This is a genomic window from Dyella halodurans (assembly GCF_026283925.1).
Taxonomy (GTDB): Bacteria; Pseudomonadota; Gammaproteobacteria; order Xanthomonadales; family Rhodanobacteraceae; genus Dyella; species Dyella halodurans.
This window is the reverse complement of record NZ_JAPDPF010000001.1, coordinates 392,556-416,281: the sequence shown is the minus strand read 5'-3', so window position 1 is coordinate 416,281 and position 23,726 is coordinate 392,556. Positions and strand designations below refer to the sequence as shown.

Here is a 23,726-nt window from a genome sequence, read left to right as displayed (position 1 = left end):
AGGTGATCGCACAGGGGCGAAAAAAGTTACGCAGGGGATCGCCCTACGTCTCAAACGGCCAGATGGAGGTACGCCGCCACGCCACTGAGGAACATCTGCACCGACAAGGCAATCAGCAACATGCCCATCACACGCTCGAGCGCGGTGAGCACACTCTCGCCCAGCCAACGGAACAAATAGGTAGAGAACAGCAGGATCACCGCCGTCGCCAGCCACGCTCCCAGCAGGGCGATGGCCCAGTCGGCCGTACGACCAGGCTGGGTGTTGGTGAGCAGCAGCAGCGCCGCCATGGCGGAAGGCCCGGCCACGCCAGGAATGGCCATCGGCACGATAAAAGGCTCGCCTTCGCCAGGTTTGCCGAAGATGCCGCCGCCATCCGCCGGCGGAAACACCATGCGGATGCCGATCAGGAACAACACGATGCCGCCGGCGATGCTGATCGACTCCTGCTTCAGCTGCAGCACCTTGAGGATGTGCTGGCCACCGACCAGGAAACCCAGCAAGACGCCCAATGCAATCAGCAATTCGCGCACCATCACGTGACGGCGGCGCTTGGGTGCCACATCCTTGAGCAGACTGAGGAAGATCGGGATATTGCCCAGCGGATCCATGATCAGGAACAACAGGATCGCCGCCGACAGCGTGGTCATCTGCGCTTCCATGTCAGACCTGTCCCTGTCGCACGATCATGCCGGCGGACGCAGGTCGAGCGCCGCGCCGCGTGCTGCCCCGCCCTGCGCGCCAAGCAGATAGACCACGGCAGCAGCGGTCGCATCCGGCAGCGGCTGGATCGTGGTGTCTTCACCGAAATACGCTGCACGACGCAGGGTGGTGCGCATCGGCGCCGGCAGCAGCGCATGGGCGCGCAGCGATGTCTGCTCGGTTTCCTGGTGCAGGATTTCGACATAACGCTCCAGCGCCGCCTTGGAAACGCCGTAAGCGCCCCAGTGGGCGCGCTGCATCAGCGCGGGGTCGTCCAGCACCAGCACGACGGCGCTATCTTGCGCCTGCGTCAGCAAGGGCATGCAGGCCTGGGTCAGCGCGAACGGCGCGGACACGTTGACGTGCATCGCACGCAACCAGTCATCCGGCTTGTGCACGGCAAGCGGCGTCAAGCCATTGAAGCTCGCCGCGGCATGGACGATACCGTCGAGCCGCCCAAAATCGCGCTCAAGGCCGTCGGCCAGCGCCTCGTAATCGCGTGGCGTGGCGACTTCCATATCGAGCGGATGAATGACCGGCTCGGTCAGTCCCTCGCTGACCATGGCGTCATAGAGCTGCTCCAGCTGACGCTTGCGGCGACCGGTGATCACCACCGTCGCGCCGGCTCGCGCCGCGGCACGCGCCACGGCGGCGCCGAGGCCACCATAGGCGCCGGTGACCAGGATCACGCGACCAGCCAGTGCATCCGCAGTGGACGTCCAAGCCTGCGGCAGGCGTACCAGCTGCAAGGCCATCAGTGCTGCACTCCGGCCACGTCGGCCGCCATGCGCGCGAGTTCTCCGGAGACCTTCAGGTCCTCGACGATATCGCAGCCACCGATCAGCTCGCCCTGGATGAACAGCTGCGGAAACGTCGGCCAGTTGGCGTAGTGCGGCAGTGCGGCGCGCACTTCCGGATCGGCCAGCACGTTCACGGCATGGAAGTCCGCGCCAGCCGCTTGCAGCGCCTGCACGGCGCGGCTGGAGAACCCGCACATAGGGAACTGCGGCGTACCCTTCATGAAGAGCACGATGGCGTGATCGGCCAGCACGGCCTTGATTCGCTCGTTAACGTCCATAGTCTTGGGTTCATCATTACAATGCGTATAGATCGGTAGTGTATCAGCCGTGTATCGGTGGCCGCCTGGCCATGTCGATCCGGCCCTTTCCTTAGCCAACGCCCAGGAGCCAACTCATGGCGATCGAACTCCCCGCCCTGCCCTACGAAAAGAACGCGCTCGAACCGCATATCTCGGCCGAGACGCTGGAATATCACTACGGCAAGCATCACCAGGCCTACGTGACCAACCTCAATAACCTCGTCAAGGGCACTGAGTTCGAAAGCGCCTCGCTGGAAGACATCATCAAGAAGTCCTCCGGTGGCGTGTTCAACAATGCAGCCCAGATCTGGAACCACACGTTCTACTGGCACTCGCTGAGCCCGACCGGCGGCAAGGAGCCGACCGGCAAGCTCGCTGACGCCATCACCAAGGCGTTCGGCTCGGTGGAGAAGTTCAAGGAAGAGTTCACCAAGTCGGCTGTCGGCAATTTCGGCTCGGGCTGGACCTGGCTGGTGCAGCGTGCGGACGGCTCGCTGGGCATCGTGAACACCTCCAACGCGGCCACGCCGATCACCGGTAGCGACAAGCCGCTGTTGACCTGCGACGTGTGGGAACACGCTTACTACATTGACTACCGCAACGCCCGTCCGAAGTACATCGAGGCGTTCTGGAACCTGGTCAACTGGGACTTTGCCGCGAAGAACCTGGCCTGATAGCAACCGGCCGGCGCTACTCGCGTAAAAAAAACGGAGCCGGCAACGGCTCCGTTTTTTATGGGCTACGCTCAGCCCAGTTCACGTACGGCCGGATCGGCCTGCTGATCGCGATGCAGCGCATGCGCGATGCCAGCGAGTCGTTCGACCAGTTGTTGCGCGTTGGCCGCACATACCGTGGCATGCCCTACCTTGCGGCCCGTACGCGGCTCCTTGCCGTAGTCGTGCCAGTGCGCATCCACAGCCTCAAGCACCGGTGCTGCATCAGGCAGTTCGCCGATCCAGTTGAACATCGCCGACAGGCCGCGCGCCGAGGTATCGCCCAACGGCAGGCCCAGCACGGCGCGCACATGGTTCTCGAACTGGCTGGTGAGCGCGCCCTCGATCGTCCAGTGACCCGAGTTGTGCACGCGCGGCGCCATCTCGTTGCCTAGCAGCTGGCCATCCTTGACGAACAGCTCCAGCGCAAACACGCCGACGTATTCAAGCTTCTCCGCCAGCGTGCGCGCGAGTCCGGTGGCACGCGCCTGCAACGACGCGATATCCGGCGCCGGCGCGAGGCTCAACGAGAGCACGCCGTCGGTATGCCAGTTCTGGGTCAACGGCCAGGTCCGGAAATCGCCATCGCGACCACGTACCGCGATCACCGAGAGCTCGCGATCGAACGGCACGAAAGCTTCGAGGATGAGGCCATGCGCCGTTGCCTGCGCACCCAGGGCTGCCCAGGCGGCATCGGCATCCGCCAACGTCTTGATGCGGAACTGCCCCTTGCCGTCGTAGCCCAGCCGCCGGGTTTTCAGGATCGCCGGCGCGCCGATCATCGCCAGCGCCTGGTCCAGCTCGGCGCGGGTGTCGATCGCCTTGAACGCAGGTGTCGGCAGTCCGCACTCATGGAACAGGGTCTTTTCGGCCAGGCGGTCCTGCGCCACCGCCAGGGCACGCGGCGCCGGGAACACCGACACCTTCTGCGCCAGCCAGTGCGCGGTTTCCGCCGGCACGTTCTCGAAATCGAAGGTGACCACGTCGACCCGGGCGGCAAAGCGCTCCAAGGCCTCGTAGTCGGTCCAGTCGGCTACCACCAGCGGCGCCACCTGACCGGCACAGGCGTCGGCGGAGCTGTCCACGACCAGGCTTTTCACGCCCAGCGGGGCTGCCGCAAGCGCCAGCATGCGGGCGAGCTGACCGCCACCCAGAATGCCTACCACCGGTTGACGGCGAGCAGTCACGAACGCGGGTCCGGGTGATCCAGCACAGTCTGGGTCTGGCGGGCACGGTAGTTGTCCAGCGCCGTGGCCAAGGACGGGTCGTGCAGGGCCAGCACCGAGGCCGCCAACAGGCCTGCATTCACCGCACCGGCGCGGCCGATGGCCAGCGTTCCGACCGGGATACCCGCAGGCATTTGCGCGATCGACAACAGGGAATCCATGCCATTGAGCGCCTTGGATTGCACCGGCACGCCGAATACCGGCAAGCGCGTCTTAGCCGACAGCATGCCCGGCAGATGAGCGGCTCCGCCGGCACCGGCAATGATCACCTGGATGCCGCGACCGACCGCTTGCTCGGCGTACTGGAACAGCAGGTCTGGCGTGCGGTGCGCGGATACCACCCGTACTTCATGCGCCACGCCCAGCTCGACCAGCACGCTGGCCGCGTGCTCCATGGTCTCCCAGTCAGAGCGGGAGCCCATCACAACGCCTACGCGCGGCGGGAGAGAAGTCGAAGTCATGACCCAAGCCATCCAAAAGGGGTTATTGTACGAGCTTTCCGCGCTCCGACACGACCCCGCCCCATGGACAAACGCCTGCTCGACATCCTGTGCTGCCCGGTCAGCAAAGTTCCGGTCCGCCCCCTCAACCGGGCTGAACTCGAAGCCTTGAACAGCGCCATCGGCAGCAGCCAGGTCGAAAGCGTGGCGGGCGTCGCCGTCCGCGAAGCCGTGCCCGAGGGCCTGATCACCACCGATCGCAAGGTCATCTACCGGGTCGAGGACGGCATCCCCGTGATGCTCCCCGAGGAAGGCATCGGTACGACCCAGCTGCGGGACTTCCCGGCCGCCGCCTGAGCCTCTGGCCAGACTTTTCGGCCGGCGTAAATACCTGCCGCTGACGACCGCGTCACAGCCCGACCACACGGGGCATGACAGCGTGCCCGGCTTTCCCTTATTGTAGGCCAGCGTATTGTCGCGATGGGCTGATTGAACATCGGCATCACTTAGGGGTGTGGCGATGAAAGACGCCAGTGAACCATCCAATATCGTCAGCCTGAGCCAGCGCCTGGACCCATCCAGCGAGCGCGGAGGCGCCCTCTTGAACAACGTCCGGGACGTCGCGGGCCGTCGCCTGCAGATCTTGATCAACGGCATGTTCGAGCATGTCGACGATGCGCTGTTCGACCTGGCCGAGAAGGCCGAGAACAACGCCGCACAGATGCATTACTTCGACGGCATGCGCGAAGTGCGCAAGCGCCGTCCGATCGTCGAACGCAGTTTCCTGACCCAGGTCTCGCGGGACCTCAGCGACTTCTCCTCGAACTACCGCAGCAACTCGACCACGGGCAGCAGCTCGCCGCTCCCGATCGGGTCGGTGGAATTGTCGCTGGTGGCCGACAACGAACTGGAAGAATCGCTCGCCATCACCAGCATGATCGGCAAGAACGAGACGCGCCTGACGCGCGACCTGTTTGCCGTGAACCAGCGCCTGTCGGTGATCTACGGTGGCATCCAGATCGACGACAGCAGCAACCCGGTCGGTCCTTCCGCGCTGTCCCAGGCGTTCCGCCAGGCGATGCGCGAGCTCAGCGCCGAGATGCGCGTCAAGCTCATCATCTACAAGCTGTTCGACCGCTACGTGCTGGCTTCGCTGGACGAGCTGTATCAGGAAATCAACGCCGAACTGATCAAGGCCGGCGTGCTGCCGCAGCTGCGTCATGAAGTCACTCGTGGCGGCGCAGCGCGCGCCGGCGGCAACGCTACGCCGGCCGCAGCGGATGCCGCTGCCGGCGCGGGGCAGGCCGAAGGCGCCTTCCTTTCCGAGGACGAAGGCGTCGCGTCCAGCGAATTGCTGCAGACCTTGCGCACCCTGTTCAGCGCGCGCCGCAGCGGTCCCGAAGCGACCCACCTGCCGGCCGGCGCGCTGCAAATGCCCAGCGCCAACGAGCTGATCGGCGCGCTCAGCGTATTGCAGAGCCAGGCTGCCATCAGCCAACAAATGCCCTTGCGCTCCAGCGATGCCATCGAGCTGGCCGGCGAAGTGCAGCATCTCAAGGAGCATCTGCTCGCCCAGATCGGCTCGCTGCGTGGCGAACGCCCCAGCCAGGTCTCGACGATCGATGAGGACACCATCGACCTCGTCGGCATGCTGTTCGAGTTCATTCTCGAAGACCGCAACCTGCCGACCGAGATGCAGGTACTGCTGGCGCGCCTGCAGATTCCTTACCTCAAGGCCGCCATCCTCGACCGCAAGCTGTTCGCGCACCGGCAGCATCCGGCGCGTCGCCTGCTCGACAACCTGGCCGACGCCGCCAAGGGCTGGTCGGCGGAGTCGGATCGCGACCATCGCCTGCACGACAAGGTTAAATCCATCGTCGATCGCCTGCTGCAGGACTTCGACGACGACCTGACCATCTTCGAGCGCCTGTGCACCGAGCTGCAGGAATTCCAGGACATCAGCCGGCGTCGTGCCGAACTGGCGGAGCAGCGCGTCGCCGAGTCCACCCGCGGCCGCGAGAAGCTGGAGCAGGCGCGTCGCCGCGCCGCCCGCGAGATCCTCAGCCGCATCGGCGAGCACGCCTTGCCGCCGCTGATCCACGGCATCCTCACCCGCGCCTGGGCCAACTACCTGGTGCTGACCATCCTGCGCCAGGGTGAAGAGTCCTCCGAGTTCCGCGACGCGGTGCGCTTCACCAACGACTTCATCGACAGCACCAAGCCGGCCCGTACGCTCGACGAGCGTCGCGCGCTGCGCCAAATGCTGCCGGGCATCGAGCGCGCCCTGCGCCGTGGGCTGGCCAATGTCGCGTTCCAGGAAAGCGACATCGACCGCCTGCTGGCCCAACTGCACACCTATTACCGCCATCAGCTCGGCGAGCCCGTGCCGGAGGCCGAGGTGCACGCGGTGGAAGAATCCACCACGTTGCCGATCCCCGAGAGCATCCAGCCGATCGCCGAAAGCGAAGCCGAGCTGGCCAGGTCCGAACCCGAGGCCGAAGCCGCCCTCGATACGCCGGAGATGCTGCTGGTCTCCGAGCTCAAGCCCGGTACCTGGCTGGAGTTCGTGACCGGTCCGGAGACCATCGAACGCGCCAAGCTTTCGTGGATCAGCCCGATGAGCGGACGCTATTTGTTCGTGAACCGCCGTGGCCTCAAAGTGGCCGACCACGCCCCGCAGGAACTTGCCGCGGCGCTGGCGGCGGGTACGGCACGGGTGCTCGACTCCACCGCTCTGTTTGACCGCGCCCTGGACGCCATCGTCGGCCGTCTAAGCCAGCCTGCCACGGCGACCGCCAGCGATACCGAATGACCTCACTCTCGCTTGCTCCACCCTCACCCGAGCTGATCCGCGCGGACGTCGAGCGCTGCTTTGCCGAAGACATCGGCACCGGCGATGCCACGGCCGACCTGCTCCCTGCCGATGCGCAGGCCAGCGCCACGCTGACCTGCCGCGAAGAGGCGGTAATGGCGGGCATCGACTGGTTCAATGCCTGCTTCCGCCAGCTCGATCCCCAGGTGACGATCGACTGGGCCCTGCGTGATGGCGAGCGCGCCCAGGCGGGCGCGGTGATTTGCCGGATTCGCGGCAACGCGCGCGCGCTGGTAAGCGCCGAGCGTTCGGCACTCAACTTCCTGCAGCTGCTCTCCGGTACCGCGACCATCACGGCCGCCTATGTCGCCGCCGTGGCCGGCACCGGCGTGCGCGTGCTGGACACCCGCAAGACCGTGCCTGGACTGCGCCTGGCGCAGAAATACGCCGTGTTATGTGGCGGAGGCCACAATCACCGGATCGGCCTCTACGACGCCATCCTGGTGAAGGAAAACCACATCATCGCGGCCGGCGGCATCGACCGGGCAGCCAAGGCCGCGCGCCAACGGCATCCGTCCCTGCTGCTGGAAATCGAGGTCGAAAACCTGGGTGAGCTGCAGCAGGCGCTGGAAGCAGGCGCCGATCGCATCATGCTGGACAACTTCACCCTGCCCTTGATGCGCGAAGCGGTCGCCATCGCGAAAGGCCGTGCCGACCTGGAAATCTCCGGCAATGTGGATCTTTCGACCATTGGCGACTTTGCGCGCACCGGCGTGGACTTCATCTCGGTGGGTGCGTTGACCAAGCACGTGCGCGCAGTCGATCTTTCGTTGCGACTGCAACTGGATTGATCCGCTGGCGGTCTCCTGCATGGCTGGCGGAAAACCATCGCAACCCTTGCAAGCCGTCGATCGAGACTACACTCTCGCTGCATGAGCGAACTTTCGGACCTGCTTCTGCTGGTACTGCTGCTGGCCGTGATCGGGCTGTGGCTGAAGCTTAGCCGTGCCCGTGAACAGGCGACCCAGGAAGGCCGCCAGCAATGCCAGCAACATGGCCTGCAATTGCTCGATGAAAGCGTAGGCCTGCGTGGCATGCGCATGCGGCGCGTCCATGGTCGCTGGCTGCTCGAACGTTGCTACACGTTCGAAGTGAGCATCGATGGCGACGATCGCGAACCGGGCAGACTATGGATGATCGGTCAAACGCTTACCGGCGTGAGCCTGCCCACCATCCAAAGCCATCTACCGGGCCTGAGTGCAGAGCACCTGCCACCGACACCAGCGGACAACGTGGTGCCGCTGCGCCCTCGTTTGCACAAGGACAGCCGCCTGCACTGAGGCGGCTACGCGCTTCGATCACTTGACCACGCGAAGGAACGGCGCATTGCGCTTGGGTTTGTCGCCCGCGTCATCGGATTCGGGCGTTGGCGGCGTGTCGTCCGGATCGGGGCTACCGGGGGGCGGCGTGTCGCCACCCTCATCGGCCGGGAACATCATGCCCTGCCCGTTCTCCTGCGCGTACAGCGCCAGCACGGCCGAAATGGGGATGTGAATGTTGTGGCTGACGCCCGAGAAGCGGGCCTGGAAGCTGATCCAGTCGTTGCCCAGATCGAGGTTGGCGACGGCGCGCATCGCCAGGTTCAGCACCACCTGCCCGTTCTTCACCACCTGCGGCGGCACCCGCACACCCTCGCGCGCCGCATCCACCAGCACGTAGGGGGTGAGATTGTTGTCGCTGATCCAATCGTAGATAGCCCGCAACAGGTACGGACGATTGGGGGTCATCGGCGGGAGCTTGTCGTCGGTCATGCGTTGCCTATGGATGGCCGGCCCATGGCGGAATCGCCACAGCTTGCCAGGGAGATCGGAGGAGTTTAAGCCAACTCGGGGCCAGATGAAGGGAAATCTGCCAAGAGACGTGCGCACCGGCCATTTCCCGCCGGCTGCAAACCGGACGGCGCCGTGCCGGAACCCCGCGAAAGCCAGGCGGCAATCAGGGGCGCATGGCCTTTTCTTCGGCGGTCAGGCTGCGCGCATAGCCTTGGCTGGCAAACAAGCGCTCACCATAGTCGAGGATAGGCTTGCCTTCGCGCCCCAGATCCACGCTCAACCAGGGCAGGCGCCACACCACGGGCGCCACCAGGCAGTCCGCGAGGCTCATTTCAGGGTTGAGGAAGAATCTTGATGCCTTGAACAGGGGCAGCGAGCCCAGCAGGTGCTCGCGCAAGCGCCTGCGGGCGGTGTCGGCGGGCCGCCCTCCGGCCCGGATGGCGTCGATCTCGGGCAGCCAGTCCAGCTCGATGCGCACCGCGGCAAGGCGCAGCCTGGCCCTGGACAGCGGGTCGATAGGCATCAAGGGCGGGTGCGGGTAGCGCTCGTCGAGGTATTCGCAGACGACAGCCGTGTCGTAGAGCGTGAGGTCGCGGTCGACCAGGGTCGGCGTCGTGCCGTAGGGGTTGAGGTCAAGCAGGTCTTCCGGCGGCTTGGCCGGGTCCACCAGGACCCGCTCGTAGGTGACGCCCTTGGCGGCGAGCACCAGCCGCGTGCGGTGGCATTGAATGCCGTCCGCGGTGGTGTAGAGGGTGAGTGCGGTACGCGAACGAGCACTTTGAACCATGCGCGATCTCCCCATCGACGTTAAGCGGGTACGGCGGCTCTAGGCCGCCGTACCTCAGGCTATGGAGCAACGTCTTAGTGCACGTCCTTCCAATATTCCTTCTTTAACAGATATGTCAGGAAAGTGAAGCCCGCCAGGAACAGCAGCACCCAGATGCCGTAACGCTGACGCTGCAGCGCGGCCGGCTCGGAAACGTACTCGAGGAAGGTGGTCAGGTCACGCGTGGCCTGCTGGAACTGGGCCGGCGTGAGCTTGCCCGGCTGGGTCAATTCGAGCTTCTCCACTTCCTCGCCGCCGCTCTTCATCACCGCCGTCTGCAAGCCCTGCAGCTCCCACAGCGGATTTGGCATGGAGGCGTTCGGGAACACCGTGTTGTTCCAGCCCACCGGGCGGGACGGGTCCAGGTAGAAGGAGTTGAGGTAGGCGTAGACCCAGTCGGCGGTCTTGGCGCGCACTTCCAGCGAGAGGTCCGGCGGTGCCTTGCCGAAGAACTGCTGGGCCGAATCCTCCGGCATGTGCGAGATCACCGTGTCGCCGAACTTGGCGCCGGTGAAGTTGAGGTTGTTCATCACGTCCTGTTCGGACAGGCCAAGATCCTCGGCGATACGCGAGTAACGCGCGTACTTCAGCGAGTGGCAGCCGACGCAGTAGTTGAAGAACAGCTTGGCGCCACGCTGCAACGAGGCCTGGTCGCGGACATTGGTGCCGGCCGAGGGCAGGCCGCCCTCTTCCGAGGCCATGGCCGAGGTGGTGCCGACCAGCAGGCCGAGCGCAAGTGCGAACGAGGAGATCGTTTTCTTCATCGAGGACGGTCGCTTAATCATGGTCAAACACCACCCGCTCCGGCACCGGCTTGGTCTTTTCCCAGCCCAGATGCGTGTAGCACCAAAGGAACACGAAGTACCCGAAGTAGATGGCCGTCATCACGCGACCGAACGTGTTCTCCCAGAACGTCGCGTCCGAGGGGACCCATTCGACGAGCTTCTCGCCGACCACGCCCGCGCCCACCAGGGCCAGGCCGATGAAGGAACCCGCAAACGACATCAGCGCCACCTTGAAGCCCGTGCCGCGATAGCGGATCGAGCGCACCTTGCCGGCATCGATCCACGGCAGCAGGAACAGCAGGGCAATCGCGCCGAACATGCCCAGCACACCCCAGAAGGCCGTGCCGAAGAATGACGGGATCATGCGCAGGATCGCGTAGAACGGGGTGAAGTACCAGGACGGCTTGATGTGGGTCGGCGTCACCAGGTTGTTGGCCGGGATGAAGTTGTCATGCTCCAGGAACCAGCCGCCCACGGTGGGCGAGAAGAAGATGATGAACGCCGCGATCATCATGAAGAAGCCCACCGCCACCAGGTCGTGCACGGTGTAGTACGGATGGAACGGAATGCCATCGGCCGGCTTGTTCGGGTCCCAGCGGTTGCCCTTGGGCCCCTTCTTGATCTCGACGCCATCCGGGTTGTTCGAACCCACTTCGTGCAGCGCGAAGATGTGCAGCACCACCAGCAACAGCAGCACCAGCGGCAGCGCGATCACATGCAGCGCGAAGAAGCGGTTCAGCGTGGCGTCCGCCGGCAGGTAGTCACCCATGATCCATTCGACCAGAGTGCCGCCGATGACCGGCACGGTGCCGAACAGCGAGATGATCACCTTGGCGCCCCAGAACGACATGTTGCCCCACGGCAGCACGTAGCCCATGAAGGCCTCGGCCATCAGCGCCAGGAACACCAGCATGCCCAGCAGCCACACCAGCTCGCGCGGCTTCTGGTACGAGCCGTACATCAGGCCGCGGAACATGTGCAGGAACACCACCACGAAGAACAGCGAGGCGCCGGTGGAGTGCATGTAGCGGATCAGCCAGCCCCACTCCACGTCACGCATGATGTACTCGACCGAGTTGAAGGCTTCCGCCGCACTCGTCTTGTAGTTCATGGTGAGGAAGATGCCGGTGATGATCTGGTTGGCAAACACCAGGATCGCCAACACGCCGAAGTAGTACCAGAAGTTGAAGTTTTTCGGCGCGTAATACTCGGTCATGTGCTTGCGATACACCGGCATCAGGCCCGGTGCGCGCTCATTGACCCAATCGCCCATGCGCGTGAATACGTTGGCCATTAGCCGGCCTCCTTCGGATCCACGCCAATCTGGATGTGCGTGTCGTCGACGAAATGGTACGGCGGTACCAGCAGGTTCTTCGGTGCCGGCACGCCCTGGTATACGCGACCCGCCATGTCATAGCGCGACTTGTGGCAGGGGCAGTAGAAGCCGCCCTTCCATTCCGGATCGAACGGTTCGGGCTTCATCGTGGGGACGAAGTCGGGCACGCAACCCAGGTGGGTGCAAAGGCCAACCAGCACCAGCCATTCCGGCTTGATGGAGCGGCTTTCGTTTTGCGCGTAAGCGGGCTGCTGCTCGGCGGAGCCGCTGTTCGACTTGGCGTCGACGAGGCGGGCGTCCTGGCTGGGCAGCGCATCTAGCTGGGCCTGGGTGCGGTTCACCACGAACACCGGCAGACCACGCCATGGGTAAGTCACCTTCTGGCCCGACTCGATCTTGCCGATGTCGACCGTCACTGGTGCGCCCGCGGACTTGGCCCGCGCACTGGGCTCCCACGACTTAATGAAGGGCACGACTGCCGCAACGACTCCTACTCCACCAACCACGGCCGTGGTTGCTGTGAGGAAACGGCGGCGGCCGTGATCGACGACTTCGTTCGCCATCAGGCTCTCCGGAACTTACATGCCATTGAGACGCGGAACTGGAGTTCCACAGGTACTTGCCAAGCGAGTCATCCTGTTCCGCAGCAAGCATCGCATGCCGATAGAACCCCCTACCCGGAGGCAGGCACGCATGGTGTTCGCGAGGGCCAGTGTAGCGGTTTGCACACGGCCTTCGTCTTCGGTCACCCTGCGTCCCCCCTGTTTCCGGAACGACCCGCTTCGCAAGTGCCAGCAGAATCTGGCTCCCACAAAAAACGCGTTAGTGTAGCGTCAGGGCCTGACTCGTACAATCAAACCGCCGGGTCTGTCGCTTCCACGCCCCCCCCATCCTAACGCCTTGCCACGAAACGCATAACGACATGAAACATGCCGCAGGCACACTCGCCTTCATCGCCCGCTTCGTCGTGATCGGGCTCGCGGCTGCGTTCGTGATCAGCTTGATCTGGCCCGGTGTTGGCCATCGCCTGCGCGCGCGTTTCGGCTTGAGTCCGGCCGACGTCGCGACCTCCGCCTCCGCGCCAGCCGAACGAATCGCCGGCCCGGCGTCCTATGCAGATGCGGTAAAGCGCGCCGCCCCGTCCGTGGTGAACATCTATGCCAACAAGATGGTCACCGAGCAGGCCGTGCAGATGTATACCGACCCGGTGCTGCAACGCCTGTTCGGCGGCCGGCCGGCAGGCCCCGCCTACAAGCGGCGCGAACAAAGCCTGGGCTCGGGCGTCATCGTCAGCAGCAAGGGCTACGTGCTCACCAATAACCATGTGATCGCCAACGCCGACGACATCCAGGTGCTGCTTTACGACGGCCGCGTCGCCAAGGCCAAGGTGGTAGGCGCCGACGTGGAGACCGATCTGGCGGTGCTGAAGATCGATGCCAGCAACCTGCCGGTCATCCATATCGCCGACCACCAGCCCGTGCGCACGGGCGATGTCGTGCTGGCCATCGGCAACCCCCTGGGCCTCAACCAAACGGTGACCATGGGCATCGTCAGCGCCATCGGGCGCCAGCTGAGCAGCGCCAGCCCGGAGGACTTCATCCAGACCGACGCCGCCATCAACTTGGGCAATTCCGGTGGCGCCCTGGTCAATTCCGAGGGCGAGCTGGTCGGCATCAACACCTTGTTGATCGGCAAGGCGGCCAATGCCGAGGGCATCGGCTTCGCCATTCCGGTCAGCAGCGCCAAGAAGGTGCTCGACCAGATCATCGACACCGGTCATGTGGTTCGGGGATGGATGGGCGCGGACTACACCTTTGTCCCGATCGCCGCCGACAGTGGACTGCCTGCCGCCGCACGCGGCGCCCAGGTCACCGACATCTATCCCGGCGGCCCTGCCGCCCAGGCCGGCATCCAGCCGCACGACATCCTGCTGCGCATCGGCTCGGACGATATCGCCGACCCGGCCGACCTGCGTCGGCATGAGGCAGCGCTCAAGCCGGGCAGCAAGGTCGAGGTATCGGGGCTGCGCAACGGCTCGCCGTTCCATGCGGAAGTGATCCTGGCGCAGCGACCGCCGCTGACGCCCACCGCGTCACTCGATGGCTGAGGTCGCGAGCAGGCTCTAGGTACCGGCAACTACCGGCGTGCGTCCTGCCGGCGGCCGAACGGCCAGACCGTAGCGTTTGCGCAAGGTGCCGACACGGTCCACATAAACCTGCGTTTCGGCATACGGCGGCACGCCGTTATAGCGCTGCACGGCTGCGGGGCCGGCATTGTAGGCCGCCGCTGCCAGCCGCTCGTTGCCGCTGAACGTGCGCAGCAGCAGACCCAGATAGCGCGCGCCGCCGCGGATGTTCTGCGCCGTGTCGAATGCATCGCGCACGCCCATGTCGAGCGCCGTGCCAGGCATCAGCTGCATCAGGCCCTGGGCGCCCTTGAGCGACATCGCCCGCGGATTGAACGCGCTTTCGGCATGGATGATGGCGCGCAGAAAGGCCTCATCCACGCCGGATTCCTGGCTGGCCAGCTGGATCACGTCGGCATACGCCGTCGTGTTGAGCGCCACCGAGTCCCAGCGGATGTTCGAGTGCAGATTGCAGGCCACGCAGGTCGCGATGTAGCTGAACAACATGGTCACCGCATGGTCCTGCTGCCCGGCAGGACGCATATTGGTGTATTCCACGCTGCCATCGCGGCGAATCACGCGATAGACCGCGCCACGCAGCACCCGGTCGCCGCCAGCGGAGACGTCGGCCACCGGCGTGGCGGGTGCGGAGGCGCTGGCAGCCGGACTGGCATCGGCATAGCTCCATTGCCCCGGCTTGCCGGTGGGCGCCGCAGGGAGCGGCAGGCGAGCGCTCGTTTCGACCGTGCCCTCGACCTGGGTCAGTGACGTCACCACCGGTTTGGCGACCCCACCCTCGGGTACAACTTGGGCCGTGGTCTCGACGGAACCTTGCACGCCGGCCAGCGACGCGGGCGGCGCCTTGGGCCGCGCTTTGGCACGCACCGGATCGGGCGAGCCGCCAATACGACTGCAATCGTGGTAACCGGCCGTACTGCTGCTGAAGACGACTTCGCCCGAAGCGCCGGTGCAGCGGTACAGGGCACCGGCATCGGCGCGAGCCGCAAATCCGAGCAGGCCGGCGGCCAGCAGGCAAGCTGCGACGATCCACCGCAGGGCCGGGCGCGCCACCGCCAGGGCGAACCGTCCGCTCACGCGCCGCCCGACAGGCATCGCGACGGCCGCCCCGGAGCCGACCTGGCCTCGCAGCCCGCCCCTTGGGTTACCGCGGTTACCCAGCCACGCACCAACATAGATCCCCCTTCCCTACTCCCCTGCGCGCCGCTTCGGCCGGCGACAGGCCTAGTCGGCAGTGTGCCTCCACGCCCGCCTCGCGCCAAGCGCGACACGGCCAATTCGTGCGGCGGGACAAACTTATGGGACCGGGCGCGGCGTCCGAGCCAGCCACTGGACGCGCAAGTGCTTGATCCGGCTCGGGCGTTCAGCTGGCGGGCGTCCACACGGGCGCGTAAACTACGCGGTTCGGCGGCCGCTCCTGCGGCCCAGTAGAGTGACGGTACCGAAGCCCATGACCGGCAAGCTTTTCATCAAAACCCACGGCTGCCAGATGAACGAGTACGACTCGGCCAAGATGGCCGACGTGCTCAAGGCCTCGCATGGCCTGGAATTGACCCAGGACGAGTCCGAGGCGGATGTCATCCTGATCAATACCTGCTCGATCCGCGAGAAGGCCCAGGAAAAGGTGTTCAGCCAGCTGGGCCGCTGGAAGGAACACAAGCAGGGCGGCAAGCCGGTGCTGATTGGCGTGGGCGGCTGCGTGGCTTCGCAGGAAGGCCAGGACATCATCAAGCGCGCGCCGTATGTCGACCTGGTCTTCGGCCCGCAGACCCTGCACCGCCTGCCGGAGCTGATCGAGGCGCAGCGCGCCAGCGGCAAGCCCCAGGTCGACATCAGCTTCCCGGAGATCGAGAAGTTCGACCGCCTGCCCGAGCCGCGTGCGGAAGGCCCGACGGCCTTCGTCTCCATCATGGAAGGTTGCTCCAAGTACTGCTCCTACTGCGTGGTGCCGTATACCCGCGGCGAAGAGATCAGCCGCCCATTCGACGACGTGATCGTCGAGGTGGCGCAACTGGCCGCGCAGGGCGTGCGCGAAGTGAACCTGTTGGGCCAGAACGTCAATGCGTATCGCGGCCCTACCCATGACGGCGGCATCGCCGATCTGGCCGTACTGATCCACGCCATCGCGCAGATCGAAGGCATCGGCCGCATCCGCTTCACCACCTCCCATCCGCTGGAGTTCTCCGACTCGCTGATCGAGGCCTACGCCAACGTGCCGCAGCTGGCGAACTTCCTGCATCTTCCCGTGCAGGCCGGTTCCGACCGCATCCTCACCGCGATGAAGCGTGGTTACACGGCGCTGGAGTTCAAGCAGAAGATCCGCAAGCTGCGCGCGGTGCGCCCGGACATCTGCGTCTCTTCGGACTTCATCGTCGGCTTCCCCGGAGAGACGGACGACGATTTCGAGAAGACCATGAAGCTGATCGACGACATCGGTTTCGACCAGAGCTTCTCCTTCATCTTCTCCTCGCGCCCGGGCACGCCCGCCGCCAACCTGGCGGACGACACGTCGTCGGAAGTGAAGCACGCGCGCCTTGCCCGGCTGCAGGCCACGCTCAACGAAAACGCCCGCAAGATCAACGAGGCGATGGTCGGCACGGTGCAGCGGGTACTGGTGGAAAAGCCGAGCCGCAAGGACCCCAACGAGTTGAGCGGTCGCACCGAGAACATGCGCTATGTGAATTTCGCTGGCAGCGCACGCATGATCGGCCAGTTCGTCGACGTGGTAATTACCGAGGCGATGAGCAATTCGCTGCGCGGTCGGGTGAAACTCGCCGACGACACCATCGCCCTGGCATCGTGACCGCGCCGATCTCGGTTCGTGAAATCGGCGCAGACGAATTTGCGCTGGTGTGGCCGCTGTTCCGCAGCATCGTCGCAGCCGGCGATACCTACAGCTACCCGCCGGACCTGAGCTTCGAACAGGCGCGCGACTGGTGGACCACGCCACCCAGCCAGTGCTTTGTCGCCGAACGTGGCCGCCTGGTGCTCGGCTGTTACATGCTCAAGCCGAACCAGCCCGGCCTCGGCGATCACGTCGCCAATGCCGGGTATATGGTGTCACCCGCCGCGCGCGGCCAGGGCGTGGCCTCGGCCATGTGCGAACATTCGATGGCGCAAGCCCGGGACGCCGGCTTTACCGCCATGCAGTTCAACTTTGTGGTCTCCACCAACACCGCCGCGGTGCGCTTATGGCAGCGCCACGGCTTCCGCATCGTCGGACAGGTGCCGGGCGCTTTTCGCCACGTAAAGCATGGCCCGACTGACGTCTACGTGATGCACCGACATCTGTAACGCACACTTCCTATGACCAACGGCCTCAATCAACGCGATTTCTCCCTCGATCCGGAAGACAACGCCAGGCTGGCGAATCTCTGCGGTCCGTTCGACGAACACCTGCGCCAGATCGAATTGCGCCTGGGCGTGGAGATCGACCATCGCGGCAACCTGTTCCAGGTGATCGGCGAAAGCGATGCGGCGCGCGCCACCGAGAAGGTGATGCGCGCGCTCTACGACACCACCGAGCGTGAGTCGCTCAACGGCGCCAAGATTAACCTGCACCTGGCCGAGTCCGGTATCGACGCGATCATCAACGATGCCGCCGAGAGCGCGCAGGAAGTGAACATCAAGGTGAAGCGCGGCGTCATCAAGGGACGCGGCCCGAACCAGGCGCGTTACCTGCACGCCATCACCACCCACGACATCAGCTTCGGCGTCGGCCCGGCCGGTACCGGCAAGACCTATCTTGCGGTGGCCAGCGCGGTCGAGGCGCTGGAAGCGAATCGCGTGCAGCGCCTGTTGCTGGTACGCCCGGCGGTGGAGGCCGGCGAGAAGCTGGGCTTCCTCCCCGGCGACCTCAGCCAGAAGGTCGACCCGTACCTGCGCCCGCTGTACGACGCCTTGTACGAGATGCTCGGCTTCGAAAAAGTGGCCAAGCTGATCGAGCGCAACGTGATCGAGATCGCGCCGCTTGCCTATATGCGTGGCCGCACGCTGAATGACTCCTACGTGATTCTCGACGAAGCGCAGAACACCACGGTCGAGCAGATGAAGATGTTCCTCACGCGCATCGGCTTTGGCTCGGTGGCGGTGATCACCGGCGACGTCAGCCAGATCGACCTGCCGCGCAACGTGCGCTCGGGCCTGCGCCACGCGATTGAAGTGCTGCGCGGCGTGGACGGCATCAGCTTCACGTTCTTCACCTCGCGCGACGTGGTGCGCCACCCGTTGGTGGCGAAGATCGTGCGCGCGTACGAAGCGTTCGAGCAGGCGTCCGAGGATCAGTCCAAATGAGCAGCCCGACACTGACGATTGCCGTCGGCTACGCGGCGCCGCGGCTGGGCGTGCCGGCGCCAGCCAGCTTTCGGCGCTGGGCGGAGGCCGCTCTTCGCGGCGCCAAGCGCCGCAAGGCCACCGAGCTATCCATTCGCATCGTCGACACCGACGAAGGCCGCACGCTCAATCGCGAGTATCGCGGCAAGGACTACGCCACCAACGTGCTGTCCTTCCCGGTCGAACTGCCACCCGGCGTCACCCTGCCCTTGATCGGCGACCTGGCCATCTGCGCCCCCGTGGTGGCCCGCGAGGCCGCCGAACAGGGCAAGGCCGCCCGCGACCACTGGGCCCATATGACGGTCCACGGCGTGCTGCACCTGCTGGGCTACGACCACATCGAGGACGCCGAGGCCGAGGCGATGGAAGCGCTGGAGACTCGCATCCTGGCCGGGCTGGGCATTGCGGACCCCTACGAAGGCTAGGCTTGTCTTCCTCTCCCCTGTGGGGAGAGGACCGAGGTGAAGGGCGGGTGCTCGCGGGAAAGTCCCAACAAGGCCCGTCAAAAACGAGCCTCACCGCAAGATTGGCCCCTCACCCTACCCTCTCCCCCAAGGGGAGAGGGAATGGCGCTCCGCGCCAGCACTCTGAATCGTCACGAATTTTCCGCTAGACTGGCGTTTCCGCCCGACCATGGGCTGCATTCGCAAGAGTAATGAACGAGGACCCTGGCAGTACCAGCGGCCCGGCTCACCGCAAGTGGTGGGATCGACTGGGCCATATGTTTTCCGGCGAACCGCGCAACCGCAAGGAGCTCATCGAGGAGCTGCGCGCCGCCCAGGCCAACGGCCTGATGTCCAACGACACCCTGACCATGGTCGAGGGTGCGATCAAGGTTACCGAGCTGAGCGTGGACGATGCCATGGTCCCGCGCACCCAGATCGTGATGCTGTCCGCCGAGGCTCCGTTGCGCGAGATCCTCGACACCGTGGTGGAATCGGGCCACTCCCGCTTCCCCGTGCACGGTGAAGACAAGGACGACATCCTTGGCATCCTGCTCGCCAAGGACCTGCTGAAGTTCGTCGGCAATGGCGACCACTTCGACATCGGCAGCGTGCTGCGCCCTGCCGTGCTGATTCCCGAATCGATGCGCCTTAACGTGCTGCTGGCGGAGTTTCGCCACACGCGCAACCACATGGCACTGGTGGTGGACGAATACGGCGGCGTCGCCGGCCTCATCACCATCGAGGACGTGCTCGAACAGATCGTCGGCGAAATCGATGACGAGCACGACGACGAGGAAGAGCCCACGCTCATGCACGAGCAGTCCGGCGGTGGCTGGATCGTCAGCGCACTGACGCCGATTGCCGACTTCAACGAGCAGACCGGCGCCAGTTTCTCCGACGAGGAATTCGATACCGTGGGCGGCATGTGCACGTCGGAGTTCGGCCACCTGCCCGAAGTAGGCGAGGAGATCGCCATCGGCGACTATCTGTTCCATGTCACCGAAGCAGACGACCGGCGCGTGCAGGCGTTCCGCGTTGTCCGGCGCCCGGAGGCGTGAACGTGCGTTCATTGGCCAGGATGCCGGCATCGACCATGCCCCAAGCACTTCATCGATTCCTGGCCAGCGCAGTGTTATTGCTGTGCTGCCTGCTCGGCTGGCCGTCCCAGGCGTGGGCGGGTGTCGCCGATGCACCGGGCAGCCAGCTCGAAGTGTCGCTGATCACCTACGGTCCCGGCGAGACCTACTGGGAACGCTTCGGCCACGACGCCATCGAACTGCGCGATAGCGTCAGCGGCGAAGCCGTCAGCTTCAACTATGGCGTGTTCGACTTCGACGAGCGGGGCTTCCTGCTCAACTTCGCGCGCGGCCGCATGAACTATCTGATGGACGCCGCACCCTCCGATGTCGACCAGCACTACTACGTCGACGTGGGCCGCTCGGTAACGCGCCAGAGACTCGCGTTCACGCCCGCACAAGCGGCGGATTTGCGCGACTTCCTGCTGTGGAACCTGCGCCCGGAAAACGTGCGCTACCGCTACGACTATTACGCCGACAACTGCGCCACCCGCGTGCGCGACGCCCTGGACAAGGCCCTGGGCGGCGCATTGAGAGAACAACTCAAGGCGCGTGCCGGCAGCATGACCTTCCGCCAGCAAACCGCACGGCTGATGAGCCAGCAGGCGTGGCTGATGCTGATCCTCGACCTCGGCCTTGGTCCCTACGCGGATCAACCGCTCAACGCCTGGCAGGAGAGCTTCCTGCCGATGGTGTTGCAGACCAGCCTGCGCCAGGTGAAGGTCCCCGACGGCCAGGGCGGCATGCGCCCCTTGGTGATGGACGAACAAGTGATGTCGCCGAACCGGCTCATCCCGCCACCTGACAGCGCGCCGGATCTGCGCCTGCCTCTGGCGCTGGCCGGCCTGGTCTTCGCAGCGCTGCTGGTGCTGGCCCGCTACTACGCGCCGACCGTGTATGCGCTACTCGGCTCGCTCTATCTGGTGCTTGCCGGCTTCGTGGGCTTCGCCTTGCTCGTGCTGTGGACACTCACCACGCATCACTCCGCATGGGCCAACGCCAATCTGCTGCTGTTCAACCCACTCGCATTCCTGCTGCTGCGGGCCGTGTGGCGCTCACGTCGTGGCGTAGCCGCATCCCGATTTGTCGATGGCCTGATCGTGCTGCAGTTGCTGGCCGTGCTCGCCGCCATCCTGATGCACCTGCTACCCGGCGTCGTACAGCAGAATCAGCCATGGCTGCTGTTTGCCCTGCCGTGCTGGTTTGCGTTGGCGTGGTGCCTGCGCTGGCATCGCCCAGCACAGATCGGCGGGCACTAAGCCCGCTGTCTTTGCGCTATCTCAAACGGCGGCAACTCATTTGTACGCGCATCCGATGACGAAGTCCTGTCGACCCACGGATGAAAGCGTTCGACCTGCACGACCGGGCGATTGAAGGACGCTAGGCACGCGCACCAACACACCATGATCGAGACCTACGGCGACTCGCCTTTTGTTGTGATGCCAACTCTCCAATCGGCCTGATCAGAGCATCGATCAACGGGCCGACCAGGCTTCACCTGCCCCTTTCTGAAGGAAGGACGAATACGTATCCCTGTTTTTCCAGCCGAGTCAGGATTTCATCGAGCGCGCGTTCCGTCACCTTTCTTTCGTGCATGAGAAGAATTGACATATCGGTCGCTTCATCCAGGCTGCGTTGCACAATCACCTCGGGCTCGCGCAGTTTGTAGTCATCGCTGCTTGCATTCCAGAAGATCGGGTGCGCCCCGGCGGCTTCCGCTATGTGCTCCACCTCTGGCGACGAATTCCCAAACGGAGGACGGAAGTAATACGGGCGGTGCCCCGTGACGCTGGCGATTCGTGAGCTGCAAGCATCTATTTGATGAAATACCTGATCCGAGGGGAGATCGCGCAGGTGCAAATGGTCGAGACTGTGATTGCCAATCGTGTGCCCCTCGCTTTCAATGCGGTGGAGAACGGGGCTGGTTTTCTCATTGATCCTGTTGCAAACGAGAAAGAACATAGCGTGAGCGTGATGCTTGCGAAGAATGGCCAGGAAGCGCTCATCCATGCCGTCGCCCGTCGGGCCATCATCGAATGTCAAAACGACGAACTTGCGACCGTGCAACCAGTCGCTCAAGAGATGCCATTCCTGGTACGAGGGTGCGCTAACACCGAGCAGGTCCTCGCCAAGCACGAACTGACTTGGGACCGGTGTCAGCCACGCGGCGATGGCGAGCATGCCCAGCGCCATTCCCGTCAGCGCGACGATGCGCAGCACCGCACGGCAAGCGTCCATCCATGTGAGGGATTTCATCCAACCGCTGACGCGATGGCGAGCCTTGTCGGCATTACCCAGGTTGGGAGCCATGAGAGGGCTGGCGACTACGGCGGAAGTATCAGACCCAATCATCAGCGTCCCTTAGCTCGGCGAGGTTCCACGAGTGGGACGCACGAATTGTGCCAGCACGCAAGTAATCACTCCGCGGCTAACGCGTAGCTCGCGCAATCACTGATAACGTCCATTGGCAGCGACGCATAAGCATCCCATGTGACCATCGGATGCCGAAAGCAGTGATTGTCATCGGAAAATTTGTCATTTGCTGACGCGGCGCGGCAGTGTGATCTCGATCGTAATTTTCACGCAAGGCACGCGCGCCTCTGGGTTCAGGAAGGCTTTGTTGTCATTACGGGGCACTTCAAAAAACGTCCCAGCGAGCCGTGGCCTCATACCCTCTTTCTCGAGAATGGGCTTGCAGGATCATGAATTCGATTGCCGACCAAGCGTCTCCGATCGAGCGTGACTGGCTAGGCGATCCGGTGCACCCGCCGCCTGGCGTCACACGGCAAAATCGACTTTGGTTGCTCTTCGACCTGCCGTGCCGACTGACGCTGGCGCAGCGCCTGCGAAGACACTGCGCAGCCCGGATCAGCGGGCGCTAAGCCCGCTGTCGTTGCCCTGTCTCAGACGGCGGCGCATCATTTGAGCATGCATCTGACCCAGCCGCCCTCCCCCAAACCATCGACGCCCTCGTCCATGGTCGTCAATTGCGTCGCCTATCGCTTCAATGGCCAGCGTCTTGGCGACATCAGTCTTGACGACATCAGTGAGGTACTGAAGCAGCCCGACACGTTTGTGTGGGTGGGCTTGCTCGAGCCAGACGGGCCGCTGCTCGACAAGTTGCAGGAAGAATTTGATCTGCACGACCTGGCGATCGAAGACGCCCAGCACGCCCACCAGCGCACCAAGATCGAGGCCTATGGCGATTCGCTTTTCGTCGTGGTGCAGACGGCCCAACTGGTAAGCGGTCACCTCGCCTTCGGCGAAACCCATGTATTTATGGGTGCACGCTATCTGGTCACCGTGCGCCACGGTGCCTCGCTTTCCTATGCCCCGGCGCGCCGCAACTGCGAGAACTCTCCAGAACTGCTCGCGCTAGGCCCCAGCTACGGTCTGTATGGCGTGCTCGACTTCATCGTCGACAACCTGTTGCCGATCGTGAAGGACTTTCGCGAGGAACTGCACGAACTGGAAAAGGACATCTTTTCCGACACGTTCAAGCGCAGCACGATCAGGCGGCTGTATGATATGCAACACGACCTGATGACGCTCCGGCTTGCCGTGGCGCCAATGCAGGACATCATCAGCCAACTCGTTCGCCTGCATCCGCAATTGATCCCGGACGAACTTCGCGCGTATTTTCGCGACGTCTACGATCATGTGTTCCGTGTCAACGAATCCATCAGCGCCATGCGCGAAATGCTCGCCGCGGCCATCAACGTCAACCTCTCGCTGGTGACGTTCGGTCAGAACGAAGTGATGAAGCGACTCGCCGGTTACGCCGCCATGCTAGCCGCGCCAACCTTGATCACCAGCTGGTATGGCATGAATTTCGTGCACATGCCTGAGCTCAACAAGCCGTGGGCATATCCAGTGATCATTACCGTGGTCGGCACGCTCGTGGGCAGCATCTATGTCTTCCTAAAGCGGGCGAAGTGGTTGTAGAGCCCTCTCTCGC

The 23,726-nt window shown here is 64.3% G+C and carries 25 protein-coding genes; 13 read left to right on the top strand and 12 right to left on the bottom strand.

The window, feature by feature from the left end; all coding sequences use genetic code 11:
* Positions 1 to 50: 50 nt before the first annotated feature.
* From OUZ49_RS01855 to grxD, 3 genes are read right to left on the bottom strand one after another with little or no spacing between them, the layout of a single operon-like run.
* Complete coding sequence (locus tag OUZ49_RS01855) at positions 51 to 650, bottom strand: YhgN family NAAT transporter (RefSeq protein ID WP_266148629.1); 600 nt, start codon at positions 648 to 650, stop codon at positions 51 to 53.
* 36 nt (positions 651 to 686) lie between these two features.
* A complete protein-coding gene (locus OUZ49_RS01850) occupies positions 687 to 1,457 on the bottom strand; it encodes an SDR family NAD(P)-dependent oxidoreductase (protein ID WP_266148226.1) in 771 nt (256 codons plus the stop codon).
* Positions 1,457 to 1,780: a Grx4 family monothiol glutaredoxin gene (gene grxD, locus OUZ49_RS01845; protein WP_266148225.1), complete on the bottom strand. Its 324-nt coding sequence runs from the start codon at positions 1,778 to 1,780 to the stop codon at positions 1,457 to 1,459. The genes OUZ49_RS01850 and grxD overlap by 1 nt, the downstream gene beginning before the upstream one ends.
* Positions 1,781 to 1,896: 116 nt before the next feature.
* On the opposite strand from grxD, the gene sodB reads away from it, so the two are divergent.
* Positions 1,897 to 2,475, top strand: coding sequence for a superoxide dismutase [Fe] (gene sodB / locus OUZ49_RS01840; protein WP_266148224.1), 579 nt, complete (start codon positions 1,897 to 1,899; stop codon positions 2,473 to 2,475).
* Between the two features lie 71 nt (positions 2,476 to 2,546).
* Here sodB and OUZ49_RS01835 read toward each other — a convergent pair whose 3' ends face one another.
* Both OUZ49_RS01835 and purE read right to left on the bottom strand, forming a co-directional pair.
* Positions 2,547 to 3,701 carry a 5-(carboxyamino)imidazole ribonucleotide synthase gene (locus OUZ49_RS01835; RefSeq protein ID WP_266148223.1) on the bottom strand — a complete coding sequence of 385 codons (1,155 nt, stop codon included), beginning with the start codon at positions 3,699 to 3,701 and terminating at the stop codon, positions 2,547 to 2,549.
* Entirely contained in the window at positions 3,698 to 4,201 is a 504-nt protein-coding gene (gene purE / locus OUZ49_RS01830) for a 5-(carboxyamino)imidazole ribonucleotide mutase (protein WP_266148222.1), read from the bottom strand. The genes OUZ49_RS01835 and purE overlap by 4 nt, the downstream gene beginning before the upstream one ends.
* 63 nt (positions 4,202 to 4,264) lie before the next feature.
* On the opposite strand from purE, the gene OUZ49_RS01825 reads away from it, so the two are divergent.
* The 4 genes from OUZ49_RS01825 (at position 4,265) to OUZ49_RS01810 (ending at position 8,332) form a co-directional block, all read left to right on the top strand.
* Complete coding sequence (locus OUZ49_RS01825; RefSeq protein WP_266148221.1) at positions 4,265 to 4,537, top strand: Trm112 family protein; 273 nt, start codon at positions 4,265 to 4,267, stop codon at positions 4,535 to 4,537.
* Between the two features lie 163 nt (positions 4,538 to 4,700).
* On the top strand, positions 4,701 to 6,992 hold the full coding sequence (locus OUZ49_RS01820) for a DUF1631 domain-containing protein (protein ID WP_266148219.1): 2,292 nt from the start codon (positions 4,701 to 4,703) through the stop codon (positions 6,990 to 6,992).
* Complete coding sequence (gene nadC / locus OUZ49_RS01815; protein WP_266148217.1) at positions 6,989 to 7,843, top strand: carboxylating nicotinate-nucleotide diphosphorylase; 855 nt, start codon at positions 6,989 to 6,991, stop codon at positions 7,841 to 7,843. Before OUZ49_RS01820 ends, nadC begins: the two co-directional genes overlap by 4 nt.
* 81 nt (positions 7,844 to 7,924) lie before the next feature.
* Positions 7,925 to 8,332, top strand: coding sequence for a DUF3301 domain-containing protein (locus tag OUZ49_RS01810; RefSeq protein WP_266148216.1), 408 nt, complete (start codon positions 7,925 to 7,927; stop codon positions 8,330 to 8,332).
* Between the two features lie 18 nt (positions 8,333 to 8,350).
* On the opposite strand, the gene OUZ49_RS01805 is transcribed toward OUZ49_RS01810, so the two are convergent.
* The 5 genes from OUZ49_RS01805 to petA all read right to left on the bottom strand — a co-directional run bounded on the left by OUZ49_RS01805 (position 8,351) and on the right by petA (position 12,334).
* The gene (locus OUZ49_RS01805; protein ID WP_266148214.1) at positions 8,351 to 8,803 is read right to left on the bottom strand and encodes a ClpXP protease specificity-enhancing factor; all 453 of its coding nucleotides are present in this window, start codon (positions 8,801 to 8,803) and stop codon (positions 8,351 to 8,353) included.
* 184 nt (positions 8,804 to 8,987) lie between these two features.
* Positions 8,988 to 9,611, bottom strand: a complete 624-nt coding sequence (locus tag OUZ49_RS01800) for a glutathione S-transferase N-terminal domain-containing protein (RefSeq protein WP_266148213.1) — start codon at positions 9,609 to 9,611, stop codon at positions 8,988 to 8,990.
* Between the two features lie 74 nt (positions 9,612 to 9,685).
* A complete protein-coding gene (locus OUZ49_RS01795; protein ID WP_380004941.1) occupies positions 9,686 to 10,435 on the bottom strand; it encodes a cytochrome c1 in 750 nt (249 codons plus the stop codon).
* The gene (locus OUZ49_RS01790; protein ID WP_266148211.1) at positions 10,428 to 11,729 is read right to left on the bottom strand and encodes a cytochrome b; all 1,302 of its coding nucleotides are present in this window, start codon (positions 11,727 to 11,729) and stop codon (positions 10,428 to 10,430) included. The genes OUZ49_RS01795 and OUZ49_RS01790 overlap by 8 nt, the downstream gene beginning before the upstream one ends.
* Complete coding sequence (petA, locus tag OUZ49_RS01785) at positions 11,729 to 12,334, bottom strand: ubiquinol-cytochrome c reductase iron-sulfur subunit (RefSeq protein ID WP_266148210.1); 606 nt, start codon at positions 12,332 to 12,334, stop codon at positions 11,729 to 11,731. Before petA ends, OUZ49_RS01790 begins: the two co-directional genes overlap by 1 nt.
* 359 nt (positions 12,335 to 12,693) lie before the next feature.
* Between petA and OUZ49_RS01780 the strand changes: the two genes are divergently transcribed.
* The gene (locus tag OUZ49_RS01780) at positions 12,694 to 13,878 is read left to right on the top strand and encodes a S1C family serine protease (RefSeq protein WP_266148209.1); all 1,185 of its coding nucleotides are present in this window, start codon (positions 12,694 to 12,696) and stop codon (positions 13,876 to 13,878) included.
* Between the two features lie 15 nt (positions 13,879 to 13,893).
* Here the strand turns inward: OUZ49_RS01780 and OUZ49_RS01775 are convergent, their stop codons facing one another.
* On the bottom strand, positions 13,894 to 14,991 hold the full coding sequence (locus OUZ49_RS01775) for a lytic transglycosylase domain-containing protein (RefSeq protein ID WP_323134895.1): 1,098 nt from the start codon (positions 14,989 to 14,991) through the stop codon (positions 13,894 to 13,896).
* Between the two features lie 373 nt (positions 14,992 to 15,364).
* On the opposite strand from OUZ49_RS01775, the gene miaB reads away from it, so the two are divergent.
* The 6 genes from miaB to OUZ49_RS01745 all read left to right on the top strand — a co-directional run bounded on the left by miaB (position 15,365) and on the right by OUZ49_RS01745 (position 21,027).
* A complete protein-coding gene (gene miaB, locus OUZ49_RS01770) occupies positions 15,365 to 16,717 on the top strand; it encodes a tRNA (N6-isopentenyl adenosine(37)-C2)-methylthiotransferase MiaB (RefSeq protein WP_266148208.1) in 1,353 nt (450 codons plus the stop codon).
* Positions 16,714 to 17,208 (top strand): GNAT family N-acetyltransferase, encoded by a 495-nt coding sequence (locus OUZ49_RS01765; RefSeq protein ID WP_266148206.1) that lies wholly within the window; start codon positions 16,714 to 16,716, stop codon positions 17,206 to 17,208. The genes miaB and OUZ49_RS01765 overlap by 4 nt, the downstream gene beginning before the upstream one ends.
* A 12-nt stretch (positions 17,209 to 17,220) precedes the next feature.
* Positions 17,221 to 18,207 (top strand): PhoH family protein, encoded by a 987-nt coding sequence (locus tag OUZ49_RS01760; RefSeq protein WP_266148205.1) that lies wholly within the window; start codon positions 17,221 to 17,223, stop codon positions 18,205 to 18,207.
* Positions 18,204 to 18,671: an rRNA maturation RNase YbeY gene (ybeY, locus tag OUZ49_RS01755; protein WP_266148203.1), complete on the top strand. Its 468-nt coding sequence runs from the start codon at positions 18,204 to 18,206 to the stop codon at positions 18,669 to 18,671. The genes OUZ49_RS01760 and ybeY overlap by 4 nt, the downstream gene beginning before the upstream one ends.
* 230 nt (positions 18,672 to 18,901) lie before the next feature.
* Positions 18,902 to 19,750, top strand: a complete 849-nt coding sequence (locus tag OUZ49_RS01750) for a CorC family transporter (RefSeq protein WP_266148201.1) — start codon at positions 18,902 to 18,904, stop codon at positions 19,748 to 19,750.
* Positions 19,751 to 19,785: 35 nt separating this feature from the next.
* Entirely contained in the window at positions 19,786 to 21,027 is a 1,242-nt protein-coding gene (locus OUZ49_RS01745; protein WP_266148199.1) for a lipoprotein N-acyltransferase Lnb domain-containing protein, read from the top strand.
* A 235-nt stretch (positions 21,028 to 21,262) separates the two neighbouring features.
* Here OUZ49_RS01745 and OUZ49_RS01740 read toward each other — a convergent pair whose 3' ends face one another.
* Positions 21,263 to 22,078 (bottom strand): polysaccharide deacetylase family protein, encoded by an 816-nt coding sequence (locus OUZ49_RS01740; protein WP_266148198.1) that lies wholly within the window; start codon positions 22,076 to 22,078, stop codon positions 21,263 to 21,265.
* A gap of 618 nt (positions 22,079 to 22,696) precedes the next feature.
* Here OUZ49_RS01740 and corA point away from each other — a divergent pair.
* Positions 22,697 to 23,713 carry a magnesium/cobalt transporter CorA gene (corA, locus tag OUZ49_RS01735; RefSeq protein WP_266148626.1) on the top strand — a complete coding sequence of 339 codons (1,017 nt, stop codon included), beginning with the start codon at positions 22,697 to 22,699 and terminating at the stop codon, positions 23,711 to 23,713.
* Positions 23,714 to 23,726: the final 13 nt, after the last annotated feature.

Excerpts from the sequence above, each read along its gene's own strand:
- OUZ49_RS01745 (WP_266148199.1), top strand. The coding sequence starts at position 19,786 with ATGCCCCAAGCACTTCATCGATTCCTGGCCAGCGCAGTGTTATTGCTG.
- OUZ49_RS01810 (WP_266148216.1), top strand. The coding sequence starts at position 7,925 with ATGAGCGAACTTTCGGACCTGCTTCTGCTGGTACTGCTGCTGGCCGTG.
- OUZ49_RS01855 (WP_266148629.1), bottom strand. The coding sequence starts at position 650 with ATGACCACGCTGTCGGCGGCGATCCTGTTGTTCCTGATCATGGATCCG.
- petA (WP_266148210.1), bottom strand. The coding sequence starts at position 12,334 with ATGGCGAACGAAGTCGTCGATCACGGCCGCCGCCGTTTCCTCACAGCA.
- OUZ49_RS01795 (WP_380004941.1), bottom strand. The coding sequence starts at position 10,435 with ATGATTAAGCGACCGTCCTCGATGAAGAAAACGATCTCCTCGTTCGCA.
- miaB (WP_266148208.1), top strand. The coding sequence starts at position 15,365 with ATGACCGGCAAGCTTTTCATCAAAACCCACGGCTGCCAGATGAACGAG.
- OUZ49_RS01780 (WP_266148209.1), top strand. The coding sequence starts at position 12,694 with ATGAAACATGCCGCAGGCACACTCGCCTTCATCGCCCGCTTCGTCGTG.
- purE (WP_266148222.1), bottom strand. The coding sequence starts at position 4,201 with ATGACTTCGACTTCTCTCCCGCCGCGCGTAGGCGTTGTGATGGGCTCC.
- ybeY (WP_266148203.1), top strand. The coding sequence starts at position 18,204 with ATGAGCAGCCCGACACTGACGATTGCCGTCGGCTACGCGGCGCCGCGG.
- OUZ49_RS01820 (WP_266148219.1), top strand. The coding sequence starts at position 4,701 with ATGAAAGACGCCAGTGAACCATCCAATATCGTCAGCCTGAGCCAGCGC.
- OUZ49_RS01750 (WP_266148201.1), top strand. The coding sequence starts at position 18,902 with ATGAACGAGGACCCTGGCAGTACCAGCGGCCCGGCTCACCGCAAGTGG.
- OUZ49_RS01805 (WP_266148214.1), bottom strand. The coding sequence starts at position 8,803 with ATGACCGACGACAAGCTCCCGCCGATGACCCCCAATCGTCCGTACCTG.
- OUZ49_RS01825 (WP_266148221.1), top strand. The coding sequence starts at position 4,265 with ATGGACAAACGCCTGCTCGACATCCTGTGCTGCCCGGTCAGCAAAGTT.
- OUZ49_RS01850 (WP_266148226.1), bottom strand. The coding sequence starts at position 1,457 with ATGGCCTTGCAGCTGGTACGCCTGCCGCAGGCTTGGACGTCCACTGCG.
- OUZ49_RS01760 (WP_266148205.1), top strand. The coding sequence starts at position 17,221 with ATGACCAACGGCCTCAATCAACGCGATTTCTCCCTCGATCCGGAAGAC.
- sodB (WP_266148224.1), top strand. The coding sequence starts at position 1,897 with ATGGCGATCGAACTCCCCGCCCTGCCCTACGAAAAGAACGCGCTCGAA.
- OUZ49_RS01790 (WP_266148211.1), bottom strand. The coding sequence starts at position 11,729 with ATGGCCAACGTATTCACGCGCATGGGCGATTGGGTCAATGAGCGCGCA.
- corA (WP_266148626.1), top strand. The coding sequence starts at position 22,697 with ATGCATCTGACCCAGCCGCCCTCCCCCAAACCATCGACGCCCTCGTCC.
- nadC (WP_266148217.1), top strand. The coding sequence starts at position 6,989 with ATGACCTCACTCTCGCTTGCTCCACCCTCACCCGAGCTGATCCGCGCG.
- grxD (WP_266148225.1), bottom strand. The coding sequence starts at position 1,780 with ATGGACGTTAACGAGCGAATCAAGGCCGTGCTGGCCGATCACGCCATC.
- OUZ49_RS01800 (WP_266148213.1), bottom strand. The coding sequence starts at position 9,611 with ATGGTTCAAAGTGCTCGTTCGCGTACCGCACTCACCCTCTACACCACC.
- OUZ49_RS01740 (WP_266148198.1), bottom strand. The coding sequence starts at position 22,078 with ATGGCTCCCAACCTGGGTAATGCCGACAAGGCTCGCCATCGCGTCAGC.